Source organism: Pigmentibacter ruber, assembly GCF_009792895.1.
Lineage (GTDB): Bacteria > Bdellovibrionota_B > Oligoflexia > Silvanigrellales > Silvanigrellaceae > Silvanigrella > Silvanigrella rubra.
This window is the reverse complement of record NZ_WSSC01000001.1, coordinates 1,243,488-1,263,720: the sequence shown is the minus strand read 5'-3', so window position 1 is coordinate 1,263,720 and position 20,233 is coordinate 1,243,488. Positions and strand designations below refer to the sequence as shown.

The window sequence follows — 20,233 nt, the reverse complement described above, 5'->3', positions numbered from 1 at the left end:
TTATGCCTCTGAAAATGAAAGTGAAGTATAATTTTGCTCTTGTTCAGTTAATTCATAGTAGCTTGGGCTTCCTGCTGATGTGTAAACTAATTTTGCCCCTAAATTTTCAGCCTCTATTCGCTTAAGAAGAAAAAATCTTTCATTTAATTTTACAACTACACCGTGCCATGGTGTTCCCCAGCTTTCTTCACCAATAAGTCGAATGCCAAGCTTTTTGGATCCGCAACTTTGGGGATGGATTGAAAGCCTGACAGATTCTGGAAACCGTTTCGCAATCAATTCACTCCAAGCATTGCTCCTTAAAATGACTTGATACGCTTTTGCTCTACTCTCTTTTTGAATAAGATTGCGACTTTTAGTTTGCCCTGGATAGGAAGCGTCTTCAACTAAAAATCTTGTCATACCGCAATAAAGTCTATGCGCATCGATATGATCTTGTTGACTTGATAGTCTAGAACCTAGCAATATTTTTTCACGCAAATTCTCTAACGTATCTCCAAAATGGTACATCAAATCTTCTCGCAACTTTGTAAAGTTATTTTCACTAGATACATCATCTAAGTGAAATGTTGATAAATTTGAAAGCTTCATGTCAGATATCATCTCAATGATTGCATTTTGATACTCAGTTATTGCATTTTCATTTATTCCAATAATATCGCTAAAAACACGCCCATCAGAACATATTTTTATTTTTGCACCAGGTGGATAAATGCTAGTAATTTGTTCGCAGATTTGATTTAAAAGTTTTAAAGCAAGCTCCTCCCCCATATCAGGTAAGTGGCTAATAACTTTAAATAAATTTGGAGATTTTCCTGGAAATGCAGGCAAGACAAATGTTATTGGTTCATACTTTTCAATAAAAGCTAAAATTTTTGTAATATACTGAGAATGGCATTTCGCACAATTTTGAAAGCAATTTCTATGTTTTTGAAGCGTTCTACGATATTTAAATAATATATTTAAAATGTCATTAGCTATTTTATTTTCCATAAAAAACCCTCAATATTTATACTTAAATAATATTTTTAAGTACAATTTATTGAGGGATCATCGCAAAATTTGATGAAAATCTAAAATAGGCTCTCATTATCATTGCAATAATAAAAAACTATACATTTTTTAAACTTTTTCCTTTGCAGCTTCCTTTGCTAAATCCATTTGTGAAATACCATTTTTTTGCGCTAATGTCATAATATTAGTATATGATTTTGTTGCACCAAAAGAAAAGAAGTTTCTTTGTTGATTTAGTACCTTACTTAACTTGTTTATTAAATTTATGGAATTTTCTCTGTCAATTTTTTCAAACTCAGATTTAAGAAATTTTCCTTTGTCTGTATTTTCCAATCTTAATATTTCGGCTTGAATACCTAATGAAATTTTTGCATATGTGGATGTCTGTGTTTGTTCAAGAGCATTTCTTTCTAATTCCATTTGATTTTTATATTCAATTTTTTCTTGGAGAAACTTTTTCTTTTCTAGCGATAAATTTTTATCTTTTACAGAAGCAATTTGAGCTTCTTCTATTTTTCTAGTTACTTTTTCTTGTTGATAACCATAACTTATTTTTTGATACTTTTCTCTTGTTCCATCAAACATATATGCTAAAAATAATCCAAATAATCCCCAAACAGATTGGATAAAAGCAAGTTTTTCTTTATCAGAATTGCTACTTGAATAAAAACTTTCTAAAATAGTCTCATGGTTAGCGGGATACATAGCAAATGAAAAGAATAAAAGATAAGTTAAATACGCTTGATTTTTTGATTCATTTTCAACATTTTCAATCTCAAGATTAATATCAGCTAAACCACTATCTTTTAATAATTTTAAATTTTCATTTTGGCTTGCATTTGCATGTTCATGATTTGTTAAAAGCTGTATATTTGTAGTTTTTTCAAATTTAGAGAAATAAATAGCTAATGAACTTATTCTAATTTCAGCGCTTTCAAACATATAATCATTTCTGGTGATATCAAATAAAGAATTTCTTTTATAAAAATTATAACCAAATGATTTAAAATAAGAACTATCTCTAATTTTTTCTATACATTCTTTTAAAATTTCTTTTGCTTCATCACTATTTAAAAAGTTTTTGAGAATTTGAGAGATACTATTCTCTGCATTTTGTTTTTTACTGATCTCATATGCTTTAAAAGGAATTTTAAATTTATCAGGTTTAAAAAAGCTCATAATAAAAGAATGAATTTGATCATTACTCATATCTGTTGAATTAGATTCAATAACTTTAAATGTTGGAATAACACCAAGCATTAAAGCTTTATCAGAAATAAAACTTTCATGTCTTTCCTGTAAGTCCATTATTTGTAATTCAAGTTTTTCTGAATAATTTTTATCTTTAGTATTAGAATTCACGCTTTTTAAATACTTTAAGAATAAATCCAGTGAATATTTAAAAAATTTATCCGTATTTCTTGCCAAGTTTTCATTTATAGGCTTAGTTTCATTTTTTGCTCTACTTTTTTGCTCAAGTAGAGATAGAGAGTAGTCTATATTTCTTTTAAAAATAACCACTCTGTCTTTATATTCAGTATATCTTTTGGTGAAATTTTGATAAAAACCAGTATTTTTTCCAAATAAGAAATCATACAATCCTATCATATTTGACCAGCTACTGTTTTTTTCTTCAAGATAACTTTTATTTAAACTTTCAACATGATTTGAAAATTCGTTCATCATGGATAAAAGTAATTCTGTTCTATCTTTCAATATACTTAAAGGTACCATAGCAAAAAAGACTGATGTATCTTCTTCTCCATACATAGCCATAAGCAATTTACTAAATTTAAGCGCTTCAGTATGATATTGAATTTCTGAAACTAAGTTAATTAAATTTGATAAATAAAATAAATACAATCTAAAAAAATCAGAAGAATTTTTATTAAAGTAATCTCTTTTAAATCCAGGAAGTAGGAATTTAGAAAAGGATTCATAAGGCATCAAAAAGTATCTTTTCAGTTTTTCATCGGAATTAAAATTATTTGCTAAATTTTTATCTTGAAATGATCTTAATACTTCATCTGGAATATCTACAGAGTATTTATTCAGAACAATATTGTAAACGCTCCAAAGTCCAAAAAATGAGTAAACAGATAATTTATCTAGTTTATCATCTTTCAGCATGAATGTACTTACTCTTTCAACATATAAAACAAGTTCACAAAAACTATCTATTTTTCTAGCAAAAACAAATTCGCGTTTTTTATTTTGTTCATTTTTAGAAAATTCTTGTGAGTATTTTTCTTTAAGCTTAGTGTTTTTATCAAATTCCCTCTTAATCGCAAAACAAATATTTACAACATTTTTAAATTCATCTTTAGTCAATATTTTTTGTTCTGAATTAATTTTAATCAGTCCATTATATAATTTACTGCTTGATTCTGAAGCTTTTTCATTAATCTTATGCTGAGAGTTCCACCATTCAAACATTTTGTCCCAAACATTTTGGGCAAAACTTACTGAATTTTGTTTAGGATCTTCTAATTTTACAAGCTGATGGGTAAGAGAAATAATTTTTTCCAGTTGCTTATCTTTATTGTTAAAATTATGCTTTAAAAAATCATGTGCATATTCAAATAATTTATTTACTTTTTTCTCAACTTTTAAAACACTATCATCGTTTGGAATTTCTTCAATACCATTGCTATTTAATTTAACTTTATTTAATTCATTTATTAAAGTTGATATTTTACCAATTTTCTTTTCAAGGCTTTCAAGACGTAAATCTTTTGAATCTTTAATTTCATTTACTTTCAAAATACTTAAGTCAGACCAGATACGATAGGAAACTGATTTAACAGAATCATTTTCAATTCTTTTAATAAAATCATCAGAATCATAAAATTTTAATTCTTGATCTGTACCAAGTAAGCTTGAATAAATCCAGGGCATTATTGGTGTAATTGCTGAAGATCCAGAAAGTAAAATACTTCCCAAGTTTTCCACAATAGTCTCACTATAAACTCTGTTTTCAACATACTTTGTGATTTTATCTTTAAAGCTTTGATATACTTTTTTAAAGTCACTTGGCAATTTTGCTGATATTTGTTCGCTTTCTAATTCTTTTTCAACATAATTTAAAATAGAGAGAATTACTGAGCTAGGCATTTTATCAATTGAAAGAAGTAACATAAATAGGACTTTAACATACGCATTTGCTAAATAAAATCCATTTTCACTATTTCTCCAACTAATTAAAAGAAGTTTTGTATTGCCAAATTTTCCTGAATATTTTGCTTTTAAATACTGGGCTAAAATCTCAACTCCAGCTTGTATTTGTACGGATTGAGTTCTGAAACACTGATTTTCCCATTTGAATAAGTCATAATCCATAAAGGTACGGAATTTTTTTAGACTCACCCACTTTGTTCTAGTTGCTTGAAGCATATAGACAGCCGAGCCAAGGAGAAACCCAGACATAGCTCCCATTAAAGCGTGTGCAGTAGTTTGTACTCCAGGTAGCGCTCCAATTGTATTTCCAACCGCGTAGCCAGCAACTGCTCCTACAGGCCCTGCAACTGCAGTTCCAATGGCTCCCCCAGCTGTGGCCGCCAGCTGTTGAGGACTTACAAAATTTGCTATGACACCACCAGCAGCACCTGATCCTGAGCTCGCAAGTATCATAGACTTGTAGCCAACCCTAGATGCCATGAGCTTCTTTAAATTTTCTCCTTCTTGTTTTCCAAGAGCAAAATATTCAGCAACCAGACTTCGTGCAACAGCTAAATCGCTTTCTTCATTTGAAAAAGGGATTTGTTGATCAGAATTTTCAAACAAAGTTGTCAATAAATCTAATGAGTTAGAGCTTTCTGAAGCTTCTCTTCCGGAAGCACCAGCGTCATGTATTTCGTTCTCTGGCTGAGTCATTTACAAATCCTTTCACAGATTTAATTTTTAAAAAAATACAGAAAAGTGAAATAAATTTTTATCTAGTTTTCTATTTTTTATAATTATCAAAAATCTATATCAAGAGCATTGAACAAACTCTTTCTAAAAAACTTTTCAGAAAGAAAAGAGATAGCGCACCAATAATTATTTTTTAGTATATTTTTTTTTATTATTCAATCTAAATTTGCTTGATCTATCTTATTTTTTTCGTTATAAATAAAAGACTAAAACAATAATATGTATTTTATTTAACTTTGAGCTTCATTTTTGCTTATTTAATTCCATTTTAAATTTTTACCTTAATATTATTAAATTTTAAATTTCAAAAAATATAACAATATTGGTTTATAAAATATCTAATTTTTAAAAAAGAAATAAATCACAAATTAAAGTTCAATTCGTAAATCATAGCCCATTTTTTCAACTATATCTGCAACTAATAAAAAAGGAACATCACATACAGGATCTATCAAACTTAAAAATTCCTTTTGAGTTATTTTAAATTTCTTACAAAAATCTTTTATTTCCATTTGATTTATTTTTAAATAGTCAAGTATCAGCTCGATAAGAGGAAATTTAAAATTGATAAGACTAGTTTTATCTTTTTGGGGAATTATAGCATTATCTTTTTTATCTTTCTGTTTAATCACACTTTTTTTACTTATAACCATTTCTACACCATTCTTCTAATGAACTTTCTGTGCAAATTAAAATTTGCAAAAATTTTCTTAGCAGAAAACATTATAAAGTTAAATAGAATCATAAAAAGATAAATTATTGACTTATCTAAAAAAGTAATTTTAAAAGATATATAATTACAAATATTCAGTTTTTAATTTTATTGCTTGTTAATTATATTAGCATAAAAATTAAGCTTTTAATATAACAAAGGTAAATGACATGACAGGTGATTACATAATTCAAGGAATTTCTAAAAGTATAGGGAGCATTACAGTTACAAGATGTTTACCACACTCAAAAAAAAGGTATCTTGGCCCTTTTGTCTTTGTAGATCATATGGGTCCTATTGAATACAATTTAGAAAATGATATTAATGTTTTACCACATCCACACATTGGATTAATGACTGTTACTTATTTTTTAGCTGGTGAAGGCTTTCATATAGATAGTATTGGAAATAAACAACAAATAAATGTAGGTGACATTAATTTAATGATTGCTGGAAAAGGAATCGTGCATGCCGAAAAAAGTAGACATATTCCTAAAGATCAAACAAAAAAAATTCATATGCTCCAAATTTGGATTGCACTTCCTAAAGAAGAAGAAGAATGCGAACCGCAATTTATTAATTATCCAAAAGATAAACTTCCAAAATTTACACTAAATCAAACCTTAGATGTACATTTACTAATTGGAAGATATGAGCAATTTCAATCTCCTGTTAAAACTTTTACAGAAACGTTGTATTGCATTATTGAATGCAAAAAAAATAACACCGAAAAATTATTATTCCCTTACAAAGAACTTGGTATCTTAGTAGCAAATGGACATGCTAAAATAAATACGCATAATCTAAAAGCAAATGACCTTATTATTTTAGAAAATCCTAACGATATTCAAATTGAAGGTGAACAAGGTAGCATCCTAGTTTGTTTTGGAGGAACCCCATATCCCGAAAAAAGACATATCTGGTGGAATTTTGTTGCTACAAGAAAAGAATTAATTAAAGAAGCTGCCGAAAAATGGAAAAATCAAAAAATGGGATCAATACCAGGAGAATTAGAGTATGTTCCATTACCAAGTGATTATAATTTTTGAATACATAATATATTATTTTATTCTATTCTACGTTAGTATTTTTAGTTTATCTTATATAACTAAGATTCAAGCCCAAGAAATTATTTGGGAGCAGATACAAATCCCCGCTCCTGGTACAAACGAAAAAGGATTAGAAACTCTATTAATATATTCAAATATCCCAGGAAAACATCCCACTGTTCTCATCACACATGGGACTCCAAGAGATCATAACGATATCCCTAAAAGAACAGCAATGGGATTTTTTAAACAAGCAATGTATTTTGCAAAGAAAGGATTTTCGGTTGCAGTTGTTATGCGTTCGGGTTTTGGACATTCTGGGGGTGGAATTGGAAAATATAATAACTTTTCATGTCAAAGTCCTGCATATCTTTTAACAACTAAACAAGCTGTAAATGATTTACAAGCGGCTTTATTGTATTTATCTACTTTACCTCAATTTGACACAAATAATACAATAGCAGTTGGTGCTTCAACAGGGGGGTTAGCTTCTATAGGATTAGCAGCTTTCCCTCTGGATTTAAATGTCGGAAAAATTAAATTGACTTTAAGTTTTGCTGGTGGAAATGGATCTTATGCGCCAAGAAAAATTTGTGGAGGAGATTATACGTTAATATCAGCATTTAAAGAATTAGGAAAATTAACATCAATTCCAATGCTTTGGATTTATGCAGAAAATGATCAATATTTTTCTCCTGAATTAGCCAATGAACTCTTAAACGCTTTTAATAAAAATGGTGGTAATGCTAAATTAGTAATCACACCTTCGTTTGGTGAAGACGGACACTTTTTATTTAATCAGGGAATGAAGATTTGGGAACCAATAGTTGAAAAATTTCTTAATGAAAATAATTTCAAATTAGTAAACATTGTGATAAATAAACAAAAAGAAAATTTAGATCAAAATCCAAATCTATATAATGCACATAGCAAAGAAATATTCTCAAAATATTTAGAAGATGCACCTCATAAAGCTTTTGCAATTGGCGATAAAGGAAGCTATGGAAAAAGTGCAAATCAATACTCTAAAGAGGATGCAATTACAAAAGCGCTAGAAATTTGTAAACAATATAACAAATCTGATTGTAAAATAATTCATTCATTATGATTATTAGTATATAGCATTCAAGTAAAAAATATGTTACTTTATATTTGAATATTTAGCTAGCTCTAATTTATTGTTAAAATTTATTTAATAGATTTCAATATTTTATTTAAAAGGATAGCATTTATGGAAAATTCAAGTTTAGAAATAATTTCAAAAAAACAATATTATAAACTTTTCTGAATATTAAAAAAAACAATAGAGTCATTAAAATTCCAGATATAGAATATTACTTATAGTAATGAATTTTCAACTTGATAATCATGAAAAAGTATCCCCAATGTCATTCTATCCCCTTGTGTTACTTCACTAACTCCATGTTTAAAGACAGTACGATAAAAACCTTTGTTCCCTAATTCAGCATGATAATTTGAAGAAAATATGACAAAACCTCCTTTTGGAATAGTCACTACACGGGGAATACTTTGCATTCGAGGTCTTTGTTGCACTAATATAAAATATCCACCCTCGTAATCAACACCTTGCTGATCTAGCCCAAAAACAATTTGATAAGGGAAAAAATTTGAACTAGCTATATCTTGATGCAAACATGTATAATCACCTTGTTTGTATTTTAAAATTAATGGAGTAGATTTAGTTTGCTTTCCAATTGATGTTTCACTTAAAAAGCTATTTAAAGTTGTTGGATAAATATAATCATATTTATTTCGTTTACTCCATTCATTTGCAGTATTCACAAGCTGTGAATAAATAACTTCTCTTAGTATTTGAATAGTATTTGGCAAAGGATATTTAAAATAACGATATATTCCTTTACCAAATTGATATCTTTCCATGACAATTGTTGAACGATATAATTCATCTTTTTGATAGAAGTCTTTAAATTTCTGACTTTCTACTGCGGTTAAAAACTGCTGATGCAAATAGTATCCGTTATTTAACAGTTTTTCATTTATTAAATTCCAATTTAAATTCAATACTTTGTTACTTAGGGTCATAATTTCTCTTCAAATTAAAAATTAAATTTTTTTTCTAAATCTAGTAAGGCTTTTTTAATGTGTAATCCACCAGAAAATCCTCCTAGAGATCCATCAGATGCTATCACTCTATGGCATGGAATAATTATACAAAAAGGGTTCTTTCCATTTGCATTGCCTACAGCTCTACTGGCACTCATATTTCCGCAATTTTGAGCGAGCTTTTTATAGGAAATGGTTGTTCCATAAGGAATTTTAACCAACTGAGCCCAAACCTGTTTTTGAAATTGAGAGCCTATAATATCAAGCTTTAAATTAAAAGTTGTTCTCTTACCAGTAAGATATTCATGTAATTGGCGTTCTGTTTCTTCTAATATTTCATTAATATAACTATTAATTATATTTTCTCCAGAATTTATTGGCTGCTCTGACCAATAAACCCCCTGAAGACCTGCTGTTGATCCAACTAAGTAAAGATCACAAAGGTTTGTTGTTATTTTTTTCTGTTTTACCTGCATTTTATCTCCAACCTTTTCTAAAACTTTACAAGGTAGAAGTCTTTTTTAAATTATATTCTTATAAATTGCTCGCCAAAACAGGACATCATCATTTTTTAATTAAAATTAATTTAAAAGACGAAGAATTCTTTACGAAGTCAGTCTTAAATGCTCAAATCTTGTTCAAGTAAAAATAAGTATCCGAATTGACTAATATCATTATTCATTGCAGTAATATCTGCGGATGTATTTACTTCATTCACAACGGAATCATTATGTTTGTACCATTTATTTTTTTCTTTTAGATAGGCATAATAATGACCACCATTTAATGTACCATGATGTATTATCACAGCTTTAACGCCATAAGCTCTTTGAGTTGTCGATTTTAAATTGTCTTTCAATGAATAAAAATGAATAGGAAAAACTTCAGGAAAAGTAACAATATCAGTATTTTTAACTAAATTAGCGCCTTGTTGCGTAAAACGTTTTAAAGTTAAAATTATTCTATTTGGAGCTTTATTCAAATCATCTAATGTAAAATAAGTTTGTTTTTCAACAGATTGTGTTATTCCTGTATCACTATCAAAGAAACCATCTATAGTTTCTTTTAAATTATGATTTATTAAATCATTAATATTATTAATATTTTTTATTAAATTAATAGGATAATAGATGTTTTTAGTAAATTTACCATTTACTAATGATTCAGTATAAATAGGTTTTAATGTTCCATCTTTTAACTTAATTTGCGATGATACATAAAATGATTCTGGTGTTTCATTAAGCTCAAAAAATCCTGAAAGAAGTCTAAAGTATTCATCTGCATCAATTTGGTCTTTTGTGATCACAAGACCATTAATTGACCCTGAACCTGTTCTATATAAAAGAGTTTGTGTTATTTCAGTAAATATTTTATATAACGCTTCTCGGAAAAATGGATCTTTACTATTTAAGACCTCAACGTTAGAAGGATTATGATATACTGCATCCATTTTCATACTTAACGATTCCATAAAAGCAAAAAACTCCCTTTGTAAATTATTATTTAAAGGAAAATTGCTTTTTCTTAAATAAGACCAAAGCAATTTATGCACAGAATTAGCAAAGCATGTATTGCCTAAATTTTCTGTTCCAACTGCTTCTGAAAGAAGTTTGGTTGTAATTTGAACTTCTGTTTGTGATTGGCGTGGTGGAATTTCCCTTGCACTAGAACTCTCATGCTTTTTACTTGTTTTATTACAAGATATTAGGCTTATTCCAAAAATAATTGTAAATATTAATTTATGTTTTATACTCATTAGATGAATTTCCTTGTCAAATTAAAATTAAGATTTAATAAAATCTTATTAATTGAAAATAATATATAAATTAATTATTTAATTAGATCAATAAAGACATATGTAATAAAAAAATTTGAGTAATAAATTAAAATATTAGATACCCCTATAGAAGTCATTTTTCAACGTAAAATAAAACAATATTATTATATAAATATTTAAATTTTTAGAACTAAACATTTTTTTTTGGCATAAATATTTTTTAGCTCTTAAATCATCATTTTTAGCAGATGTTTAAATTAATTAACTTATTCTACATTAAATAAGTCTTAAAGTGATAAATAGCGGAATTTAAAATAATATTTTCGGATTAATCCAATAATTATAATTATTATTATAATTATTAAAACACAAATTATAGCACATTTGACAAGATTATATAGAAAATATTATTATAAAATATTTTTTTTACTTTTCTCAAATTTCTTCCATAATAAAGCAGCAACATATCCACGCCAAGGTGAGACTTCATTAATTTTTTCAAGCGAATAACTTTGTAAAGTACGGGCTAATATAAGATCTGTAGCAGGAAAAGCATTAGTGTCCTTTAAAGCTTTTAGGGAAATATAATCAACAGTCCAATCGCCTATTCCTTTAATCTTTTTTAATTTATTAGAAAATTCTTTTATAGACTGTGTTGATTCTAAATGAATTTCATTTTTGATAATTGCATTACAAAAATCTTTTAAAGTTTGTTTCCTACGACCCGTTGTTTTTAATTTTGTCAAATCTGCTTGTAAAATTTGTATTGGAGTGGGAAATAGTTTTATTGGAGCATCATCCGCATAAAATCCCGATTCATTGCCTAATAAATTCACTAAATCTGCAACTAAACTTTTCCCGCGTTCAACACTAACAAGTTGTCCAAGAATAGTGGCTATTGCTACCTCAAAAGCATCCCAGCCAGTTGGCAAGCGTATGCCAGGGAACTCTTCCAAAATAGAAGAAAGTTCTGGTACTTTCTTGATTGAACTTTTAAGATATTCTGGATTAAATTGAAGATCGAACATAGACCTTACATTTTCAATAATTATTGGAATGACCGAAATATTTTGGCAAATTATTTTTAGTAATAAAGAGGACTTCTCAGGAATATGCTCTACACTTAATTTCCCAATTTCTCCATTTATTTGATAAATTCTACTCATAGAATTCTCGGTAAATTCTTCTAACTTTCCCACTTGATGTGAGCGGTAAAAGTTTAATAAAGATTTAAAATCATACGGATTTTGATATGACAAAAGAAATTCAAAAGATTCACTAGAATTTACTTCACAATTTTTTCTAATTTCAGACGGGGACATTTGATACTTCTCTTTAATTGAGGAATTAAATCGACGCAATGACTGGAAGCCTGAATGATAAGCTACTGTCGTTAAGTTACTTGAACTTTTTGAAATAAGTTGTTTTGCTATTAATAAACGATATTCTTGTATTAATTGGACAGGAGTTTTTCCTAGAATATTAGTAAACACCCTTCTTACATGTCGTTTTGTAAAGCCCAATTCTAATGCATAGTTTTCTTCATTAAAGTCAAATATCTCAATAGATTGCAGCTTTTTAAGTGCTTTTGTCAAAAATGTATTTCCATTTTCTAGACAATCTTCATACTTTTTCTGTGGTTGGCAGCGCAAACAAGGACGAAATCCAAAACGCTCTGCTTCTTCAATAGAAGAAAATAATTTAATATTGCTTATTTTTGGTGTCGCTGGGCATATGGGACGACAAAATATTCCAGTGGTCTTTACACCAAAGTAAAATTTCCCATCAAATCTTGAATCTTTAGATATTATTGCAAGATACCCTGCTTCTTGCTGCAACATTTTATATCCTTTAACTCTCTTGCACACCCAACTAAAACTGCATCCAAAAATTAACTTTCTGCTAAAAAGATAGCAAGACATTTTAAATTCTCTAAAAAATGAAATTTATTTCAATTTAACTATTTGTAATTATTATATAATAAAAACACTGCTTCCTTTTTGAAAAAAAGGTTGACTTATTTAAATTGCTCAGCTAAAAATCACTATACCGAACGTTTGGTATAGTGATTTTACAAAGGAGAAGCCCATGTCACAAATTTCTATTGTTATATTTAATGATCCAAAAAGTCCTGGAGATGAATCTTTAGGGAGAATTTTTAACGCTCTTGTTCTAGCAGCCGACTTAAAGACACAAAGACAAGACTTTGAAATATATTTTCAAGGTGCTGGAACACGTTGGATTGCTGCTTTAGAAGATTCCAATCATCCAGCACACGAATTATATACACTAGTTAAAACAAATATCACTGGGGCATCAAAAGCTTGTGCTACAGTTTTTAATGCAAAAGAAGATGTTGAAAAATATGGGATTAATTTAATTGATCAATTTCAAATTCCTAGTATAGGAGGAGCTACTAGTCTAGCAAGCTTATTAATTCAAGGAAAAACTTTAATTACATTTTAATTTGATTTTTTATTTTGAGATTTTTTAAGTATTTATATTATTTTATTTTCTAAGGAAACACATTATGAAAACATTATTAACTTCGTTCGCTGCTTTATTCATTAGTCTTAACGCATTTTCAGTAACTCCTAATCAAGATCTAAAGAAAGCTCTTATTGTTACAGTAAAAGCAAAACCAGGGAAAGGAAAACAAGCTTTAGATTACTTGGCAAGTGCAAATCCATTGAAAGTTGTTGCTAATGAAAAAGAAACTAAAACTTGGTACTTTGTTAAATTAAATGAAGAAACATTCTATGTTTTTGATACTTTTACAACTGAAGAAGGCAGAAATGTACATATTGCTGGCGACATTCCTAAAGCAGTAATTGCTAAACCTGATCTTTTCTTTCCTCTAGAAGTAAAAAAAGTTGATATTATTATGTCTGCTCAACCAAAATAATGCATTTAAATAAGGGTTAAATTAATTTAACCCTTATTTATTATTTTCTGCAAATTTACTTACATTTTCATTGTAAATATCAATAGAATTTTTAATTCTAATATTTTTTAAGTTTACTAACTCGTTCTGACAAATCTTGTTTTTTTCTATCAAATTCAAACAAAAAAATTCTAACATTTTTCTTCTATATTGATCTTCTTTCATAACAAAAGCGCCACAGTGATCATTTTGCAAAAGGGTATTCATTTCTTTTTGTGCTGGAAAAGCTGCATATAACTCCTTACCCAACGAATAAGAAACAACAGGATCATTTTCACTATGAAAATTTAAAACAGGAACTGTTATTTTATTTGCATAATCAATTGGGCTATATGAGTCGGAAACTAAAAAACTTAATGGCCATTGAAGAGGCCATGTCAACCAAATTGAACTCAGTTTGTCTTTTGCAATACTTCGATAAGAGGAAAATGTACTATCCAAAACAATTCCGCGAATATTTTTATTAGGATTTTCTGCAATCACAGGAATCACAATGGCTCCTCCTAAACTCTGTCCTACAAGAAAAATATTTTTAGCAGTATTATTACTATAAATCCATTTTAAAACTTCAATTGAATCATTATAAATTATTTCTTTATTAGGAGTCCCATTTGATAGGCCATATCCTCTATAATCAAAAATAAATACATCGTACCCATATTCAGTAAGCCATGATAAATATAAAAAATGTGTAGATATATTTTCCGCATTTCCATGAAAATGCACGATTAATCCTAAAGGATCTATTTTTTTTGTTTTTAATAACCATCCATTTAATTTAGTTTCATTATCAACATTTATAAAAATATTTTCATATTTCAAATTAATCTTTGTTGGTTCCATTCGCATCTTATTATCAGGAAAATAAAATAGATGATTGCAGCCTTGAATAAGGATAGCCACGCTTAAAGGCAACCATTTAAGGAAAACAGTTTTTATCATATTCAAAATTATTCCTCCATTTTTCACTTTAAAGCCCTCCCCTTTTTTTTGAAAGACTTAATTGATTATACAAATTTTAAACTTGCAAGTATAAATTCGTTGTTATAAAAGAAAATGTTTCTGTATACTTAGTTTTAGGATGAAGATGAAATACACTTTAACACGACGACATTACTAAATTTTCCTTTTTTAAATATTTTAAAATTTAATACTATTTATAAGGACTTTTCATGTCAAAAAACGTGTCTAATGTGTCGTATTTATTTGTTTACTTCTTAGTTTTATACGAATTTAGTGTTTATATCTCAAATGATATGATCATGCCTGGGATGATTTATGTCATCCAAGATTTTAAAGTTGATAATAGTTATATCCCTAGCGCATTGAGTTTATATATTTTTGGCGGATCATGCCTTCAATTATTTGTTGGTTACTTTGCTGAAAAATATGGAAAACGTAAGCTACTGTTATATGGTATCATGAGTTTTATTCTAGGGTGTATGTTAAATTCAATAGCACTTAACATTTACCAGTTTTTGCTTGCAAGAATAATTCAAGGACTTGGTATTGCATTTATTAGTGCTATAGGCTACGCCACTGTCCAAGAAACATTCCCAGAAAAAAAAGCAGTGAAAATTATTGCTTTTATGACTTCAGTAAGCATTCTAGCTCCTTTAGTTGGTCCTTTAATTGGCAGTCTTTACTTACAATTTTTTCATTGGCGAGGCATAAATATTTTTATTACATTTTTAGCAACAATTGCTTTTATAGGCCTATATTTTTCTTTCCCAAAAGATAACGTACTAAAAAATAATATCAGCTTTATTGAGGATGGAATAAAATTATATACTAAAATACTGCTACAAAATAGGTTTCTTTTTGGAGTTTTAACTTTTACTTTTGCCCAATTCCCATTAATTTTATGGATTTCAGTTTCACCTATATTATTAATTCAAAATGAAAAAATCTCTTTTATAAAATATGGTTTTTTTCAATTCCCGATTTTTGGAGGATTTATTGCAGGAACGACTTTATTACAACTTTTGTTAAAGAAATTTGATTTAAGAGATATTATTGTCATTTCTGCATTTATTATTTTTTCAGGTTTATTAACATTATTTTTTACAACATTTTATTTAGCAATTAATATTGAGTTAATTATGATATTATTAAGTATTTATACTTTTGGGTTGGGTTGTATTAGTTCACCTTTAATTAGAACAATATTATACTCATATGCATATCCAAAAACAGCTATGACTGCACTATTTAGTTTTATTAACATGATAATTTTAAGTATGAGTGTGGAATTTTTTTCAAATTATATAAAAAATGTAAAATTATTTTCAAATATTTTATTTGGAAGCTTACTTTGCTTTTCTATAACAATTTTTCTCTATTTAAATTACACAAAAGAAAGAAAAAAAATTATTTGAAAACAAAAGGAATATGATTCACTTTTTTAAGAAATGAATTATTCACTAGACAAAAACATTCCACGGTTGGGCAGGAACACCAATCCATTCAGTATTTTCAGGAATAGATTCTCCTTTTAGGACTAAAGTAAGAGGCCCTAAACGAGCTCCCTGCCCAATATTAGCATTATACAATACTGTACATCGAGAATGCAATGTTACGTTAGATTCGATATTAACTATCCCAACTTTCATAATTCTATCTTCGAACAAATGAGTTTGTGGTCCACATCTATTATTCAATACGCAATGATCACCAATTTTAACACAATCAAATTCTGTTATATTAGTTGTATCAATGAAAGAATTTTTTCCAATTTTACAACCAAGTAATCTCAGAAAAAACGAAATCCATGGTGTTCCTCGCAAAAAATTTAAAAAATTTGGAACGCATATAGATTCATAAATACTTGTAATAGCTTCAGTACGCCAAATAAAAAATGACCACATTGGTGCTGCTCTTGGTTTATAACGACCTATACTAATCCATTTTAAAATAAATACTATAAAAAAAGTACTTATTCCGTAAATAAAACTTGCAAAACTTAAATCAAATAAAACTTCGAACCAGTAAACAAAGGTGTGAATTGGTGATAAAGGCATAGCATAATTTATTATTAAATACGCACTGGTTATTGTTATAACAAATGGTAAAATAATTCTAAATGCTTCAACAATACCACGACAAAATATTCTATAAAAAGAAGGATCGAAAGTCAGTGAATCGGGAAAACCAGAAAATGTTTCACGTGCAGGAAGCAATAAGGGAGGAGACCCCATCCATGTATCTCCTGTATTCATTAAATGGTTTTCAGGTGGTTTAGATTGAACTCCAATTAACATATTTTCTGGTAAGTGAGTTCCACTTGGCACATAAGCACCATTACCAACAAAACTCCTATTTGATATTTTAGTATTATTTAAATACATCCAACCATTATTTAATTCTGAACTCCCTAACATAACAGCATCTGCAATAAATGTTTCATCACCTAAATCTAAAAATTCAGGGACAATACCCATTACATTTGATATTTCAGCTTTTTTCCCAATTTTTGCACCTAATATCTTGAACCAAAATGGTGCATAAATTGTTGCAAAAATACCTTGAAATACATTTAAACTTGATTCTTGAAATTGATTTACAATCCATCTTATAAAATATGAGTAACTATAGATGGAATAAATTCCTGGCTTTAATTTCGGAATTAAAAATGAGCGAATAAAACCAATGAATAAACCAGTAAATAAAATTAAAAGTGAACTTGCAATAAATACTAATATAAAATATTTCAAAACTATCTTTAGCAAACTTTGTGATGCAGTTCTTTGCCAAAATCCAAAGTTATCAAACTCATCAATTAAAACAAAAGTTGGAAAAATTGGTAAGAAAAACAAAATAGAAATTGTAATAGAGCCAATTCCATAAACAAAATAACTATTCATTCTTTGAAATAAATTTGAATCTTTTGGCGGCTCGGGAGAATTGTAATTTTTTATTTTCTTTGCAGGACTTCCATCCCAAAACTCATTTGATTTAATGATAGAACCTTCACATAGACCAGATAATCCTGAAAGATAAGAATTTTTCTTTATGACAGTATTTCCCTCAACAACACAATATGCAGCTATGGAAGAAGATTCTTCTATTGATATAGAGCCTAATATCAATTCATTATTTTCAACTCGCGCATTTTCAAGTGACGCTGATGATCCTATACTTACTCTATTACCTAATGAAATAAATTTTGGAAACCTTAAATTAGCTGACGAGAGTATTACATTTTTACCTATTTTTGCACCCAATAATTTTAAATATAAAGAGTAATTAATTGAGCCATATAATAAATAAACTGGAGCTACATGATACAATTTATCAACTATCCACCAGCGTAAATATGTTTTCCCCCATAAAGGATACTTACCAGGTTTTATTTTATAAAGGATAATTCTTGAAAAGACAATAACAATTAAGAAAGTTAATAATTGAGTTATAATGAACGTAACTAAAGAAGCAGATATCGCTAATACAATACTATCTTCATGATCTCCTGTCATATAGTGAAAAGCAAAAAATGGTAACAACCAGTTTAAGACCCTAAGAATTATCAAAAATGGCAATAAAATTCCTTGAATTAATCCACAAATATATCTATGTGATGCTCTATATTTATTAATTACTTTGTCTTTCAAAAATTTTTCAGGTTGCTTTTGTTGTAATATTTCTTCTAAATATTCTGCTAATTTTGATATTATTCTAAATTCATAAATTTTATGAATTGATATTTTTGCCAAACCATCCGTTTTACGTAATTCAGAAATTAGCTTTGCTGCAAGTAAAGAATGCCCCCCTAAATCTGTAAAAAAATCATATTGCAGTTGTATAGATTGATTAGGAAAGATTTTCAATAAAACATTTAACAGAACTTCCTGCCCTTTTGTTTTAGGCTGAAAGTTTCTGATGTCATCTTCTCCATGTAGAAGTGGTTTATTTTTTAATTCTTTTCGATCAATTTTTCCAGAAGACAGTCTTGGCATTTCTGTAAGCCATATAAATGAATTAGGAATCATATATGTAGGTAAGTTTCTTTGCAATAATTGTCTTAATTCAGATGAATTGTAAATATTTTTATTATTACTTACCAAGTAAGCAACTAATTGTTCAATATCATTTTCACGAATCAAGACAACTGCAGCAGCTGCTATATTTGGAATTTTTTGCAGTGTTGATTCTATTTCTCCAAGCTCAATTCTAAATCCTCTTATTTTTACTTGATCATCAATCCTTCCTAAAAAATGAATATTTTCATTCTCATCAATAAATGCTAAATCACCAGATCGATATAATATTTTTTCATTTTCATTTTTTGCCGAAGGATTATCTATAAATTTTTGTTTGGTTAATTCTTTATTAGCTAAATATCCTAATGAAACACCAGGTCCAAAAATACACAACTCACCAGTATTATTGAAAGGTAAAACATTATTACTTTCATCAATCACGCACATTCCATAATTTGGAATTGGTTTTCCAATTGTAATTTTTTTATTTGGAATTAACTCTTCAATAGTAGCTGTCACTGTTGTTTCAGTCGGCCCATAACTATTATATACTTTGCAATTTTCATGAATCCATTTTTCAGCTAAATTTGGTGGACAAGCTTCTCCACCAAGATTTATTATTCTTAAAGAAGAAATTTTATGTATGAATAAAGCAAGCAAAGTTGGAACGATATGCAAAACTGTAATTTTTTCTTGTTCTAAAATAATTGGAAGATTTATTGGATCAACAGATAACTCTTTAGGTGCTATCCAAAGAGTTGCTCCAACTAAGTAACTGATCCAAATTTCTTCAAAGGACATATCAAAAGCCAAAGAAAAACCTTGATAAACTTTATCATCACTTTTTATTTTAATTACATCATTTTCACTTCTTAATAAATGACAAATATTTTTTTGTGAAATCATAATTCCTTTAGGAATTCCTGTAGAACCTGATGTATATATTATATAGGCAATTTGCGAAGGATCAGAATTTCTTGTTGGTATAAAATAGTTTTCAAGCTTTTGTTGGACAGCTAAGTGACCTAGAGTTTTTTGCTTTAAATTATTGCAACGCTCTATCCAATCCTCATCTGTTAAAAGTAGTTTTCCATTTGAAGAGTTCATACAAATTGAAATTCTTTCAAAAGGAGCTTCAGAATCAAATGGTAAAAATGCAGCACCCGATTTAATTATACCTAATTGAAGTATTAATAAATCTAATCCTCTAGGAAGCCATAGGCCAATAATATCGCCTTCTCTAACTCCTATTTTATGCAAATTTTTTGCAACGCAATTGGCTTTATCATTTAGTTGGGAATAAGTTAAATTTTTATCTTTAAAGATAAGCGCTATTTTATTAGGAAATTTTTCTACAGTTTGAGCAAATATTTCGGAAAGTGTTTCATTGCGTATAAATGTAAAATTTTGATCTCCACGAATAAAATAATCCCCAAATTCTTTATCATTAAAAATATTTTGATCTAAAACTTCTTCTAATTTTGGAGTCATTGAATTTTCAATGGAACTCATAAAATAGCCCCTTTTTAAAATAATTATATTGTAAGATATAAATTTAAATTAAAGATTTTTTAAGTCAAGCTAGTTAATAAAAATTAAATTTTTATTTAAATAACAAATTATATTGAAATTAAATTATAAATTTAGAAGATATTTTGAATATTATGACTCCTTATTAGAAATATAAATTTCATTTTAATAATTTATTGTTATTATTTCAATGGACAAAAGTAATTAAATATAAAATTATTAACTTACTTT

At 28.1% G+C, this 20,233-nt stretch carries 14 protein-coding genes; 5 read left to right on the top strand and 9 right to left on the bottom strand.

The features are described from left to right. The 3 genes from GOY08_RS05230 to GOY08_RS05220 form a co-directional block, all read right to left on the bottom strand. Positions 1-993, bottom strand: a complete 993-nt coding sequence (locus GOY08_RS05230) for an L-tyrosine/L-tryptophan isonitrile synthase family protein (protein WP_158997803.1) — start codon at positions 991-993, stop codon at positions 1-3. 129 nt (positions 994-1,122) lie between these two features. Next, positions 1,123-4,887: a glycine zipper family protein gene (locus tag GOY08_RS05225; protein ID WP_158997801.1), complete on the bottom strand. Its 3,765-nt coding sequence runs from the start codon at positions 4,885-4,887 to the stop codon at positions 1,123-1,125. A gap of 407 nt (positions 4,888-5,294) precedes the next feature. Further along, positions 5,295-5,579 (bottom strand): hypothetical protein, encoded by a 285-nt coding sequence (locus tag GOY08_RS05220; protein ID WP_158997799.1) that lies wholly within the window; start codon positions 5,577-5,579, stop codon positions 5,295-5,297. Positions 5,580-5,808: 229 nt separating this feature from the next. Here GOY08_RS05220 and GOY08_RS05215 point away from each other — a divergent pair, with 229 nt between their 5' ends. Both GOY08_RS05215 and GOY08_RS05210 read left to right on the top strand, forming a co-directional pair. Next, positions 5,809-6,687, top strand: coding sequence for a pirin family protein (locus GOY08_RS05215; protein WP_158997797.1), 879 nt, complete (start codon positions 5,809-5,811; stop codon positions 6,685-6,687). Next, positions 6,656-7,795 carry a DUF4189 domain-containing protein gene (locus GOY08_RS05210; RefSeq protein WP_158997795.1) on the top strand — a complete coding sequence of 380 codons (1,140 nt, stop codon included), beginning with the start codon at positions 6,656-6,658 and terminating at the stop codon, positions 7,793-7,795. Before GOY08_RS05215 ends, GOY08_RS05210 begins: the two co-directional genes overlap by 32 nt. A gap of 230 nt (positions 7,796-8,025) precedes the next feature. Here the strand turns inward: GOY08_RS05210 and GOY08_RS05205 are convergent, their stop codons facing one another. The 4 genes from GOY08_RS05205 to GOY08_RS05190 form a co-directional block, all read right to left on the bottom strand. Then, positions 8,026-8,751 (bottom strand): 2OG-Fe(II) oxygenase, encoded by a 726-nt coding sequence (locus tag GOY08_RS05205; protein ID WP_158997793.1) that lies wholly within the window; start codon positions 8,749-8,751, stop codon positions 8,026-8,028. A gap of 14 nt (positions 8,752-8,765) precedes the next feature. Next, the gene (locus GOY08_RS05200; protein ID WP_158997791.1) at positions 8,766-9,248 is read right to left on the bottom strand and encodes a methylated-DNA--[protein]-cysteine S-methyltransferase; all 483 of its coding nucleotides are present in this window, start codon (positions 9,246-9,248) and stop codon (positions 8,766-8,768) included. A 143-nt stretch (positions 9,249-9,391) separates the two neighbouring features. Next, the gene (locus GOY08_RS05195; protein ID WP_158997789.1) at positions 9,392-10,528 is read right to left on the bottom strand and encodes a ubiquitin carboxyl-terminal hydrolase family protein; all 1,137 of its coding nucleotides are present in this window, start codon (positions 10,526-10,528) and stop codon (positions 9,392-9,394) included. 431 nt (positions 10,529-10,959) lie between these two features. Next, complete coding sequence (locus GOY08_RS05190; protein WP_158997787.1) at positions 10,960-12,390, bottom strand: DNA-3-methyladenine glycosylase 2 family protein; 1,431 nt, start codon at positions 12,388-12,390, stop codon at positions 10,960-10,962. Between the two features lie 247 nt (positions 12,391-12,637). On the opposite strand from GOY08_RS05190, the gene GOY08_RS05185 reads away from it, so the two are divergent. Both GOY08_RS05185 and GOY08_RS05180 read left to right on the top strand, forming a co-directional pair. After that, positions 12,638-13,015, top strand: coding sequence for a DsrE family protein (locus tag GOY08_RS05185; protein ID WP_158997785.1), 378 nt, complete (start codon positions 12,638-12,640; stop codon positions 13,013-13,015). 64 nt (positions 13,016-13,079) lie between these two features. Further along, a complete protein-coding gene (locus GOY08_RS05180) occupies positions 13,080-13,454 on the top strand; it encodes a putative quinol monooxygenase (protein WP_158997783.1) in 375 nt (124 codons plus the stop codon). A gap of 33 nt (positions 13,455-13,487) precedes the next feature. Here the strand turns inward: GOY08_RS05180 and GOY08_RS05175 are convergent, their stop codons facing one another. Beyond that, complete coding sequence (locus GOY08_RS05175; RefSeq protein ID WP_235899656.1) at positions 13,488-14,435, bottom strand: alpha/beta hydrolase; 948 nt, start codon at positions 14,433-14,435, stop codon at positions 13,488-13,490. Positions 14,436-14,665: 230 nt separating this feature from the next. On the opposite strand from GOY08_RS05175, the gene GOY08_RS05170 reads away from it, so the two are divergent. Beyond that, on the top strand, positions 14,666-15,871 hold the full coding sequence (locus tag GOY08_RS05170) for an MFS transporter (protein ID WP_158997779.1): 1,206 nt from the start codon (positions 14,666-14,668) through the stop codon (positions 15,869-15,871). 45 nt (positions 15,872-15,916) lie between these two features. Here GOY08_RS05170 and GOY08_RS05165 read toward each other — a convergent pair whose 3' ends face one another. Beyond that, positions 15,917-19,984, bottom strand: a complete 4,068-nt coding sequence (locus tag GOY08_RS05165) for a Pls/PosA family non-ribosomal peptide synthetase (protein WP_158997777.1) — start codon at positions 19,982-19,984, stop codon at positions 15,917-15,919. Between the last annotated feature and the right edge of the window lie 249 nt (positions 19,985-20,233).